General features: G+C 70.9%; 5 protein-coding genes. 3 read left to right on the top strand and 2 right to left on the bottom strand.

Going from position 1 to position 13,099, the window contains the following annotated elements:
* Positions 1–24: 24 nt before the first annotated feature.
* Positions 25–336 carry a hypothetical protein gene (locus ABZ319_RS30495; RefSeq protein WP_354989967.1) on the bottom strand — a complete coding sequence of 104 codons (312 nt, stop codon included), beginning with the start codon at positions 334–336 and terminating at the stop codon, positions 25–27.
* A 397-nt stretch (positions 337–733) separates the two neighbouring features.
* Complete coding sequence (locus ABZ319_RS30490) at positions 734–1,093, bottom strand: DUF4254 domain-containing protein (RefSeq protein WP_354989989.1); 360 nt, start codon at positions 1,091–1,093, stop codon at positions 734–736.
* 264 nt (positions 1,094–1,357) lie between these two features.
* Here ABZ319_RS30490 and ABZ319_RS30485 point away from each other — a divergent pair, with 264 nt between their 5' ends.
* From ABZ319_RS30485 to ABZ319_RS30475, 3 genes are all read left to right on the top strand, one after another.
* Entirely contained in the window at positions 1,358–2,227 is an 870-nt protein-coding gene (locus tag ABZ319_RS30485) for a helix-turn-helix transcriptional regulator (RefSeq protein WP_354989966.1), read from the top strand.
* A 153-nt stretch (positions 2,228–2,380) separates the two neighbouring features.
* A complete protein-coding gene (locus ABZ319_RS30480; protein ID WP_354989965.1) occupies positions 2,381–2,857 on the top strand; it encodes an AMP-binding protein in 477 nt (158 codons plus the stop codon).
* 56 nt (positions 2,858–2,913) lie between these two features.
* On the top strand, positions 2,914–13,099 hold a 10,186-nt coding region (locus ABZ319_RS30475), incomplete at its 3' end, for an amino acid adenylation domain-containing protein (RefSeq protein WP_354989964.1).

Genomic DNA, 13,099 nt, shown 5'->3' with positions numbered 1-13,099 from the left:
CCCAACCATTTCCCCGGGGAGGGATCAGCCCGGGAAATCCAGGTCCGCGGCCGCCACCAGCAGCGCGCGGGAGTGGGCATCGTCCGCGTCGCGGATCAGACCGGCCGCCAGGAGATACGCCGCCGCCATGCGCAACGCGGAATCCTGGAGACCGGTGATGGTTTCGGCGAAGTCACCGGCCTTGGCGTCGAATCCGCGCCGCAATTGCCGCGCGGAGTCGAACCCGCCGAAGCCGCCGGCGCCCTGTAATCGCCGAGCCCGCTCGACCTGCGGATCGAGCGAGTCGGCGAAGCGCAGGAAGTTGGCGGCACAGCGCCGGGCCAGCGCCTCATCCATGCGAAAGGACCCCTCCGCCGCCCGCGCGTACAACTGATCACCAGCGGTTCGTCCGGTGTACAGCACGGCATCGCTCCCCTTACCGAACTCGTCATCCCCTGCCGAGCTCGATCGACCCAAATGTGAAATGCCTTTTACCGCCCACGATTCCGCCGGATGTGTCAGGCTGAGAGAAATCCCGGACGGGCGTGCCGCGCCAGTCGACCACGCGGCACGCCGGGCGGGGCGCCCCGTTGCGCCCGCCGTCTGGAGGCGGGCGACGTCCGCGAGCCAGGTGAGCTACTGGCCCGATAGCGCGACCCGGTTGACGTCACCACTGGCTCAGCGACCCGATCGCACTGCTGCGTGTGCGCCAATACGGTTGCAGGTCAGTGCATTGGACGCGGTGCGCTCGGAATCACTGTTCCGGCAAACGACGCCGGCCACCGGCCACGTCGATTACGAGATCAGTGTAACCGTCCACCAGCTCGGCCAGGTGGTACCAGTGTTTATGGGTATTGTCGCTGCCCGCGCCCTCATGATCGATGACCTGATTCGCTTCGACCCAGCTCCGGGCCATTCGATCCACGACCGCACCCAGGCTTTCGGTGTGCAGCGCGGCGCCGTTACGGTGCTGCGGCAGTTCCTGTTCCACCCAATCGTTGATATCGTCAACGAGTTCGCCGCGGCGACAATCGATCTCGGTGACCAACATCGGATCTCGTACTTGTCCGCGGCGTTCGTGCAGCTCGGCGAGGGCATGCGCCGAACGCAACAGAACTCGATCTTGAAATCGCCTGCCCTGGAATGCACAGAGCAATTGCGGAGCGGTCGGCAGAACGCCGGCTATGGACATGGTCATCGGAACTCCCCGTACGTGCCCGCTTGGATCACTAATCGCACCAACATGATTGGTCTCCGGATTTCAGCTATACCGGTCATCGGATCGGCTGTTCACGAATAGGCTAGCCGAATCATGCTCTTACAAATGCAAGAACGCAACAGTGCGTTCTAAGTAGTGCGCGAAGCGAAAGGGTTTGTCATGGCAGGCAAGCGCACCGTGCTCACCGTCCGTCTGCGCCGCCTCGCGGCCATGCTGCACGAGATGCGGGAGACAGCCGGCCTCAGCAAAGAGGTGGTGAGCAGCAAAACCGGTATCAACGTCACCACGCTCTACCGCATCGAAACGGCACAGGCCAGGCCACAGCGCCGCACCCTGACCGCGATGCTGGATCTGTACCGCATCGGCGAGCCACAACGTTCAGATGCCTTGCAGTTGCTGGTCGATGCGCTCAAACCCGGTATGGCGCGGTCCTTCGAGGACGCGGTCTCCGAGGTCTACGGCGCGTACATCAACTTCGAGGCCGAGGCACTCTCGGCGCGGTTCTTCCAGGCCAGCTACGTGCCCGGCCTGCTGCAGACCTCGTCGTACGCCAACGCCGTCTATCAGACCACCATGCCCAAGATCTCCGACCAGGTCATGAACCAGCGCATCCAGGCCCGCCAGGAGCGCGCGAACGTGCTGACCAAACACGACCCGCTCGAACTCTGGGTGGTGCTGGACGAGGCCGTGGTCCGGCGTCTGGTCGGCGGGCCGGAGGTCATGCGCGAGCAGTTCGATCTCCTGCTCGACCACACCAACAAGCGCAACGTGATCCTGCAGATCCTGCCCTTCGACGCCGGCGCGCACCCCGGCATGCTCGGCTCCTTCACCCTGCTGGACTTCCCGGACCCCGCCGATCCGGAGCTGGTCTACGTCGAGGGCATCGCCAGCGACGAACTGATCGAGGGCCACCCCGAGGTCCGCCGGTACGGGGTCATGTTCGACCAGTTGCGGGCCATGGCGCTGAGCCCGCGCGACTCCATCGCCATGATCGAGGAGAGCAGGGACGAGCTGGGCAGACGCGAGTAGCGCGGCTTCCACCCACCCTGGGGGTGGGGAAGCATCACCCTCGGAGCGGTGATCGGCAGTACTGAGGTTGCTGTCGGATCGAACCGGATGCGACGACAGTTGGATACATCCCCAACAGCACCACAAAGTCGCATTTCCGAGAGGATGATAACGATGTGCAAGTCGGTCGAATCGCCCGCAATCACCCTCGTTCCCCAGCGAGCGAGCGAGCACCACGCTGCCACCGCGACCATCTCTCGCCCCGATTCGGCGGCGATCGCCTACAGCGCGGCCGACTGCGCCCTGACCTACGCCGAACTCGATCGGTGGTCCAACCGGATGGCCCGCATGCTGCTGGTCCTCGGGGCCCGCCCCGGCACCCGGGTCGCCATTGCCGCCACCCCGCAGCTGGAATCGATCGTCGCCCGCCTGGCCATCGCCAAGACCGGTGCGACCGCGGTGCCCTACACCACCGAGAAGACCTCGGCCCGTGTGGATTTCGGCATCACCACCAAGGAGGGCCTGGATCGCTTCGCCGATCCCCGCCGCGTCCTGGTGCTGGACGAGCGCTCCACGCTGCTGCAGTACCTCACCGGCTCGGACGCCCCGCTGACCGACGCGGAACTGCACCGCGCCCGCCGGGCCTCCTGACCCGTCCGGGTACTCCGCGCTCTCGGTTCCATTTTCTTTGACACGCAGGATGTTTCATGGATTCCAGCTCTGCCCGCAGCTCCGACCACGCGGCATTCGCACTGTCAGCGGCCCAGCGCGGCATCTGGTTCGCCCAGCACCTGGCCGGTGACACCCCCATCTCGATCGCCCAGTACGTCGAGTTCGACGGGGCGGTCGACATCGAGTTGCTGGCGGACGCGGCCCGCCGCGCGGGCCGTGAGTTCGGCACCGGCTACCTGCGCCTGCTCGAGATCGACGAACTGCCCTGGCAGGTCGTGGACACCACCCTCGACGACAGCATTCTCACCATCGACCTGAGCGCGGCCCCCGATCCGGAGGCCGCCGCGCAGGCGTGGATGCGCGCGGAGTACACCGCGCCGCTGGACATGACCCGCGACCGGCTCTGCACCGTGGCCATGCTGCGCCTGGCCGACGACCGCTGGTACTGGTACTCCCGCCTGCACCACATCCTGCTCGACGGGGTCGGCGCGCTCACCATGCTGCAGCGCACCTCGGAGATCTACAACACCGCCGCGGCCGGGCTCGACGTGCCGCCCGGCCGGGCCGAGCCGCTGCAGAAGATCGTGGAAGCCGACGTGGCGTACCGGGCTTCGGACCGGCTGCAGGCCGACCGCGAATACTGGCGCGATCATCTGGCCGGGATGGCCGAACCGGCGCACCTGGGCCGGCGCGCGGGGGCGGTGGACGCCCATCCGAGATTGCTGAGCGGCGCGCTGCCGGCGGAGACGGCGGCGCTGCTCGACGCCGTGACCGCCGAACTCTCCACCAGCGCCGCACCCGTCGTGGTCGCGGCCTTCGCCGCGTTCGTGGGCGCCATGACCGGCACCGGCGAGATCGTGCTCAGCCTGCCGGTCTCGGGCCGCACCACCGCCACCCTGCGCCGCTCGGGCGGCATGGTCGCCAACGTGGTGCCGCTGCGCCTGCACCCCACCCCGCTGGCCACGGTCGGCGAACTGGTGCGCGCCACCCAGGGTGAACTGACCGCGGCCCTTCGCCGCCAGCGCTACCGCCAGGAGGACATCCTGCGCGACCTGGGCTGGGCCATGGACGAGGTGGCCAGCTTCGGCCCGACCGTCAACCTCATGCTCGCCGACACCCGCATCCGCCTCGGCGGGGTGACCGGTCAGCTGCACGTGCTCACCTCGGGCCTGATCGACGATCTGTTCGTCAACGTCTATCCCGGCATCGGCGGGGAGCGCACCCACATCGACTTCCAGGCCAACCCCAACCGCTACGGCGAGGGCGAACTGGCCACCCTGCACGCGCGCTTCCTGGCCTTCCTGCACCGTTTCCTCGAAGGCGGGCAGAGCGCGCCGCTCGCGACGGTGACCGCGCTGTCCGCCGGCGAACGCGACCGGCTGGTCCCCGCCGCCGGCCGCGCGCCCGCGCGCCCGCGCACGCTGCCGGAGATCCTCACCACCGGCGCGACCATCGACCCGGCCGCCATCGCCCTGCGCGTGGACGGCAGCGCGTACACCTACCGCGAACTCCTGGACCACAGCACCCGGCTGGCCCGCGTGCTGATCGCCGCGGGCGCGGGACCCGAACGGGCGGTGGCGATCTCGATCCCGCGTTCGGCGGAGTCGGTGCTCGCCATGTGCGCGGTGGCCCTCACCGGCGCGGCCTTCGTGCCCGTCGACCCGAAATACCCGCTCGATCGCATCGAGCACATGATCACCGACAGCGGCGTGGTCGCCGGGGTGACCGTCACGGACGCGCGCGCGGCACTGCCCGATCGGGTGCGCTGGCTGGTCCTGGACGACCCGGAGACCGAAAAGGAGCTCGCCGCAGCCGATTCCACGCCCGTGACCGATGCCGACCGGGTGCGCCCGGTGCGCCCGGATCAACTGGCCTACCTCATCTACACCTCCGGGTCGACCGGCCTGCCCAAGGGTGTGGGCGTGACCCACCGCGGCCTGGCGAACCTCGTGTCGGGTTCAGGGTCGGCGTTCGGCGTCGCCTCGGACGCGGTCATGGCGCACGCGGTCTCCCCCAGCTTCGACATCTCGGTGGAGGAACTGCTGGTGGCGTTCGCGGTCGGCGCGACCGTCGCGGTGGTGCCCCCGGCCGCCTACGCGGGCGAAGACCTGGCGCGCGTGCTGCGCACCCTCGAGGTCACCCACCTGAACGTGACTCCGGCCGTGGCGGGTTCGCTCGATCCGGCCACCCTGCCGCGGGTGCGGACCGTGGTGGTCGGCGGCGACGCCTGCCCGCCGGAGCTGACCGCGCGGTGGGCCGGGCGCAGGGTGATCAACGGCTACGGCCCGACCGAGGCCACCGTCACCGCCACCCTGAGCGCGCCGCTGACCCCGGGCGAGCCCATCACCATCGGCGCGCCCACCCGCGGCATGCGCGCGGTGGTGCTGGACGCCTGGCTGCGGCCTGTACCGCCGGGGGTCACCGGGGAGCTGTATCTGAGCGGCCCGGGCCTGGCCCGGGGCTATCACCAGCGGATCGGCTTCACCGCCGAGCGCTTCGTCGCCGATCCCTTCGCGGCCGGCGAGCGGATGTACCGCACCGGCGATCTGGTGCGCTGGCGGATGCGTGGGGACGGCTACGAGCTCGAATTCGGCGGCCGCTCCGACACCCAGGTGAAGGTGCGCGGCTTCCGCATCGAGCTCGGCGAGGTGGACGCGGCGGTCGAACGGCATCCGGGCGTGGACACCGCCATCACCGTGGGCGCCACCACCCCCGGCGGCGCGACCGCGCTCGCGACCTACGTGCTCGGGCTCGCGGACGCCGAGATCGATCCCGAGGCCGTGAAAGCCACCGTGGCCCAGCAGCTTCCGGCGCACATGGTGCCCGCGGCGGTGATGGTGCTGGACACCCTGCCCCTCACCCCCGCCGGGAAGGTGGACCGGCGCGCATTGCCCGCGCCCGAATTCGGCTCCGGCGCGCGCACCGGCCGGACCCCGGGCACCGCGCGCGAGGTCACCCTGGCCGCCATCGTGTCCGAGGTGCTCGGCATCGAGGACGTGGGCGCGGACGACAACTTCTTCGCTCTGGGCGGCGACAGCATCGTCGCCATCCAGCTGGTGGCGCGGGCCAAGACCGCCGGGCTCTCGCTGCGAGCGCGCGACGTGTTCGAGCACAAGACCGTCGCGGCCCTGGCCGCGGTCGCGACCGAGGTCAGCGCGCAGGTGGTGCACGAACTGCCCGGCGGCGGGACCGGCGAGGTGCCGCTCACCCCGATCGTGCACGCCATGCTCGACCAGGGCGAGACCTGGCCGCGCTTCGCCCAGGCCGTGCTCGTCGGCCTGCCCGCCGACGTGGACAGGTCCCGGCTGGCCACCGCCGTACAGGCGCTGCTGGACCGGCACGACCTGCTGCGCAGCACCCTGACGCGCAGCACCGATCTGCCGCGCGATTCCCAGCATCCGGTCTGGGTGGTCGGCGCACCGGGTTCGGTGCGCGCCGAGGATCTCATCGAGGTGGTGCCCGCGCTCAACGGCGGCGACGGCGAAGCCGAATTGCAGTGGGCGGCAGACCTGCTCGACCCCGCCGCGGGCGTGATGGCGCGCTTCGTCCTCATCGAACGCGAACAGAATCCGCCGCTGCTGTGGCTGGTGCTGCACCACCTGGTCACCGACGGGGTGAGCTGGCGCATCCTGCTGCCGGATCTGGCGACCGCGTGGTTGGGCGGCGAACTCGCCCCGGTCGGCACGTCGTTCCGGCGCTGGGCGCACGGCCACCGCGAGCAGGCCGCGCGGCGGCTGCCGGAAATGCCGCTGTGGCAGTGGATCATGGAGACCCCGGATCCGCCGTTCGGCGAGCGCGCGCTCGATCGCACGCTCGACACCGCCGCCACCATGGGGCAGGTCCGCACCACCATCGACCTCGACATCGCCGCTGCGGCAATGGAATCGGTGCCCGAACGCTTCCACTGCGGCGTGGACGACGCACTGCTGACCGCGCTGGCGATGGCGGCGAGCAGCTGGCGCGACACCCCGCACACCCTGCTCACCCTCGAGGGACACGGTCGCGAAGAGGCGATCCTGCCCGGCGCCGACATCTCCCGCACCGTCGGCTGGTTCACCAGCGTGTACCCGGTGGCGCTGGATCTGAGCGAGGTCGACCTCGACGAGGCGTGGCGCGGCGGGCCCGCGGCGGGCACCGCGCTCAAGACCGTCAAGGAACAACTGCGCGCCATTCCGGACAAGGGCGTGGGCTACGGCATGCTGCGCTACCTCGTGCCCGAGGTGGCCGCCGACTTCGCGAACGCCCCCGTGCCCCAGCTCAGCTTCAACTACCTGGGCCGGACCGGCGGCGCCGAGGGCACCGGGGACGAAACCCCTTGGCTGCCCCGCCGTTTCGCCGCCACCCAGCACGACGACGCACCACTCGAAGCGGTCCTGGACATCAACGCCTTCCGCACCGACGCCGGACTCGAGATCACCTGGGCGTACGCCGCGCAGGTGCTGACCGAGGCGCAGGTCCGGGAATTCGCGGAGCTGTGGGCGCGAGCGCTGACCGCACTGGCCGAGCACGCCCGCGGCGCGGACGCCGGCGGGCACACCCCGTCGGACTTCCCGCTGGTGCCGGTGTCGCAGCGGCACATCGAGGACTGGGAGACGCGGTACGCCGACCTGGCCGACGTCTGGCCGCTCTCGCCGCTGCAGTACGGACTGCTCTTCCACGCCCGCTACGACACCGACACCGCCGACGGCTACACCGTGCAGACCCAGCTCTCGCTCGCGGGCCGGGTGGATTCCGCGCGCCTGCACGCCGCCGCGCGCGCCCTGCTCGACCGGCACGACGTACTGCGGGTCGCGTTCGTCGAAACCCCGGACGGACCGCGCCAGCTGCTCACCGGCGTTACCGAACTCCCTTGGCAGGAAATCGATCTCACCGTGCTCGCGGATGACGCCGAGCGCACCCGCGAACTGGAACGGCTCATCGCCGTGGACGCCGGCACCCGGTTCGATCTGGCCCGGCCGCCGCTGCTGCGCTTCAGCCTGATCCGCACCGGTCCCGAGACGTGCACGCTGCTCATGACCAATCACCACCTGGTGCTGGACGGCTGGTCCACGCCGCTGCTGGTGCGCGAGCTGCTCGCGGGCTACCTCGCGGCCAGCACCGGCCAGGATTTCCAGGGCGCGCACGCGCACTCGTATCGCGAATTCCTGGCCTGGCTGGGCGAACAGGACGACACCGCCTCCATGGACGCCTGGCGCGAGGCCCTGGCCGGGGTGGATTCGCCGACCCGGTCGGTGCCGACCCTGGCGGGCATTTCGCACACCGAATCCGGCATGGTGTCACTGGATTTCGGCCCCGAGTCACTGGCCCGGCTCGAAGGCACCGTGCGCGGGGTGGGCGCGACGGTCAACACCGCCGTGCAGGCCGCGTGGGCGCTGCTGCTGGCCATGCTCACCGGCCGCACCGACGTCGTCTTCGGCGGCACCGTCTCCGGGCGGCCGCCGCAGCTGGCCGGAGTCGAGGAGATGGTCGGGCTCTTCATCAACACGCTTCCGGTGCGCGTACGCCTGGATCCGGGCGAACAGGTCGGCGATCTGCTCGCGCGGGTGCAGGCCGAACAGGCCCGGCTGCTCGATCACCAGCACGTCGGACTGGCCGCCATCCACCAGGCGGTCGGGCTGCCCGAGCTCTTCGACACCCTCACCGTCTTCGAGTCGTACCCGATCGACCGCGAAACCCTGTCGCAGGCACTCGATATCGCGGGCATGCGGATCCTGGACGTGGCCGGCACCGATGCCACCCCGTATCCGCTGAACCTCATGGTGATTCCGCAGCGCGCGGCCGACGGCGCCGAAAGTCTGCAGCTCACCATCAAATTCATGGCCGACCAGCTGCCCGAGGCGGCGGCGCGGCGACTCCTCGAGCGGTTCACGCACCTGCTCCAGCAGATCGCCCGGCAGCCGGGCCGCCGCGTCGCACAACTGCAGCACTGCGACCCGGCCGAACGCCGGGCGCTGCTGCCGGTGCGCGGCGGCGAACCCGTGCCCATGCGCACGCTGCCCGAGATCCTGGGTGCGGGCGCGCGGGTGAACCCGGACGGCATCGCGGTCAGCTCCGGCGCCCTGACCATGACCTACCGCGACCTGGACGCCTGGTCCAATCGCTTCGCGCGGGTGCTGCTGCGGCGCGGGGTCGGCCGCGAGGTGTTCGTGGTGCTGGCACTGACCCGGTCGGTGGAATCCATCGTGGCGGTGTGGGCGCTGGCCAAGACCGGCGCGGCCTTCCTGCCGCTGGACCCCAACTACCCGGTCGAGCGCATCGAACACATCCTGAGCGACTCGCGCGCGCCCATCGGCGTCACCGTGACCGCGGTCGGCGACACCCTGCCCGGCACCATCGACTGGCTGCTGCTGGACGACCTGGCCACCATCCGCCGCGTCATGACCGTGTCGGACGCGCCGATCACCGACGCCGAACGCGGCGGGCCCATCACCCTCGGACAGGTCGCCTACCTGATCTACACCTCCGGCTCGACCGGCAAGCCCAAGGCCGTGCTGCTGAGCCACCGCGGCCTGGCCAATCTCGCCGCCTCCCAGGAGACCGGACTCGATCTCAACGAGACCTCCCGGCCGCTGCAGGTGGCCTCGCCCAGCTTCGACGCCTCGGTGCACGAGATGCTCATGGCGCACGCCATGGGCGGGCAGCTGGTGATCTCGCCGCCGGACGTGTACGGCGGCAGCGAACTCGAGGAGCTGCTGCGCACCGAACGCGTCACCCACGCGGTCATCACCCCCTCGGTGCTGGCCACCATGAACCCCGCCGGGCTCACCGATCTGGTGAACCTGGCCGTGGCGGGCGAGGCCGCCGGACCCGAGCTGGTGGCCGCCTGGGCCCCCGGACGGCGCATGGTGAACCTGTACGGTCCAACGGAATTCAGCGTCTGGGCCACCGGCCCGGGTGAACTGCTGCCCGGTGAGCAGATCACCATCGGCTCCCCCATTCGCGGTGCGGCGGCCATGGTGCTGGACACCTGGCTGCGGCCGGTGCCGGTCGGTGTCACCGGCGAGCTGTACCTCACCGGGCCGGCGCTGGCGCGCGGGTACTTCAACCGATTCGCCCTCACCGCAACACGTTTCGTCACCAATCCGTACGGCCCGCCGGGCTCGCGCATGTACCGCACCGGCGACATGGTGCGCTGGATCGAGACCAAGGGTCCCGAGGGATCCCGGCTGGAACTGGAATACCAGGGGCGCAGCGACTTCCAGGTGAAGATCCGCGGCCTGCGCATCGAACTCGGCGAGATCGACGCGGTGCTCAACGCCGACGAGGAGATCGAGTACGCCGCCACCGTGGGCACCCCGGGCCCGGGCGGGCAGACCGTGCTGGTCTCCTACGTGGTCGGCACGGGCGCGCCCGGCGCGCTGGACACCGAACTGCTGCGCACCCGGGTGGCGTCCTCGCTGCCGGGCTACATGGTGCCCAGCTACATCATCGAACTCGACGACGTGCCGCTCACCCCGGTCGGCAAACTCGACCGGACCGCCCTGCCCACACCGGATTTCACCAGCCTGCAGGAGCGCTACCTGGCCCCGCGCACCCCGGTGGAGACCGCCGTCGCGGAGGTGTTCGCCGAGGTGCTCGAGGTGGAGAAGGTCTCCATCGACCGGTCCTTCTTCGAACTCGGCGGCAATTCGCTCAGCGCCACCAAGGTCATCGCGCGCGTGAACGCCGCCCTGGGCGCGACCGTCGCGCTGCGGGACCTGTTCGACGCCCCGACCGTGGCGCAGCTGTCCGCCCGCGTCGTGCCCGCCGGGGACGCGCCCGGACGGGCGGCGCTCGCCCCGCGCATCCGCCCCGACCGGATTCCGCTGTCCCCCGCGCAGCAGCGCATGTGGGTCATGAACCGGATGGATCCCGCCTCCGGCGCGTACAACATCACCGCGGCGCTGCGGCTCACCGGCGCGCTGGACGCCGGCGCGCTGCGGCAGGCCGTCGTCGACGTGGTGACCCGGCACGAAACCCTGCGCACCATCTACCCCGCCGACGCCCAGGGCCCGCGCCAGGTGGTGGTGAGCGTGGAGGCCGCCGCGCCGCACGTGACCGCGCTGGACACCGAAGACGGTGCGGCACTGGAACAACGGATCGCCGAACTCACCGGATCGGGTTTCGACCTGACCCGGGAGGCGCCGCTGCGGGTCGGGCTGTACCGGCTCACCGACGTGCCCGACACCCACGTGATCGTGCTGGTGGTGCACCACGTCAGCGCCGACGGCACGTCCATGGCCCCGCTGGCCACCGATCTCATCGGCGCGTACCTGGCCCGCACGTCCGGGGCCGAGCCCGCGGCCGCCCGGCCGCCGCTGCGCGTGCAGTACGCGGACTACGCGCTGTGGCAGCGCGAACTGCTCGGCGACGAGCAGGATCCGGAATCGGCTGCCGCGCGGCAGATCACGTACTGGTCGCAGCGGCTGAGCGGCGTCGCGGACGTGCTGGAGCTGCCCGCCGACCGGCCCCGTCCCGCGGTGCAGTCCATGCGCAGCGCCGACCTGCCCTTCACCATCGACGCGGACACGCACCGCGCGCTCGCGGCCCTGGCCGCCACCACCGAGACCAGCCTGTTCATGGTCGTGCACGCCACGGTGGCGGTCCTGCTCGCCCGCCTCGCCGGCACCCCCGACGTGGTGATCGGCACGGCCGTGGCCGGACGCGGCGATGCCGCCCTGGACGAGTTGGTCGGCATGTTCGTCAACACCCTGGCACTGCGCACCCCGGTCGATCCGGGCCGCGGGTTCCGCGAATTCCTCGCCACCGTGCGAACTTCGGACCTCGACGCCTTCGCCAACGCGGAGGTGCCCTTCGAACGCCTGGTGCAGGTGCTCGATCCGCCGCGTTCGACCGCGCACCACCCGCTGTTCCAGGTGTCGCTGTCGCTGCAGAACTTCGCGCTGCCCGAACTGGAGTTCCCGGGCCTGCGGGTGAGCGTCGAGCCGTTCGACCGGGACGCCTCGCAATTCGATCTCACCTTCGACCTGCGCGATCCCGCACCGGGCGCCGAACCCGACGGGCTGCGCGGCACCCTGACCTACGCCACCGATCTCTTCGACGCCGCCACCGCGGCACAGCTGGTCGAACGCTGGCAGCGGCTGCTCACCGCCGTCCTGGCCGACCCGGACATCCGCATCTCCGACATCGACCTGCTGCGCGCCGCCGAACGGACCGCCCTGGTCCCGCTGCGCGGACCGCGCGGCACCGGCGAGCGCAGCACCCTGGCCGAGGTGCTCACCACCGCCTCGGCGTTCCATCCCGAACGACCGGCCATCATCGCCGACGGCCGGACCCTGACCTACGGCGAGCTCGAGGCCGCCGCCGACCGCCTGGCCGACCGCCTCGCCAACGCCGGCGCGGGCGTGGAAACCGTGGTGGCGCTTGCTCTCTCGCGCAGCGCCGAACTGCTCATCGCGCTGCTGGCCACCGCCAAGACCGGCGCGGCCTTCCTGCCCATCGACCCGCGCCACCCGCTCGAGCGCATCGACCACATGCTCACCGACTCCGGCGCGGTGCTCGGCCTGACCGTGGACGCGCACCGGCCGCTGCTGCCGGACAGCATCCTGTGGCTGCACCTGGACGGTCCCGGTGCACCGGCACGGCAGCCCTGGGACGAGATATCGCCCTGGAGCGAGCCTTTCGGCGCGGTCGATCCGAACCATCCGGCCTGGCTCATCTACACCTCGGGCTCGACCGGCACGCCCAAGGGCGTCGCGGTCTCGCACCGCGGCCTCGCCGATCTCGTCCGGGCCCAGCACCACATGCTCGGGCTGAACGCGAACTCACGCGTATTGCAGGTCGCCTCACCGAGTTTCGACGCCTCGGCCTTCGAGGCGCTGATGGCCTTCGGCGCGGGCGGCACCGCGGTGGTCGCGCCGCCCGACATGTTCGGCGGTGACGCGCTGGCCGAACTCATCGCCGCCCACCGGGTGACCCACCTGGTCATCACGCCGTCGGCGCTGGCGACCATGGACCCGGCGACCGTGCCCAGCGTGCGGGTGCTCGCGGTGGCCGGTGAGGCCATCGGACCCGAACTCGTCGCGCGCTGGGCCACCGGGCGCATGCTCGTGAACCTGTACGGGCCCACCGAGTTCACCATCTGGGCGACGACGTCCGACGTACTGCGCCCGGATCGGCCGGTCACCATCGGCCGGCCCATCCACGGCGCGGCCACCCTGGTGCTCGACGACCGGCTGCGGCCGGTGCCCATGGGCGTGGCCGGCGAGCTGTACCTCGCCG

It is taken from the genome of Nocardia sp. NPDC005978 (assembly GCF_040614455.1).
Lineage (GTDB): Bacteria > Actinomycetota > Actinomycetes > Mycobacteriales > Mycobacteriaceae > Nocardia.
Note: the sequence above shows the minus strand (reverse complement) of the source record. Positions and strands in the feature narration are given on the sequence as shown.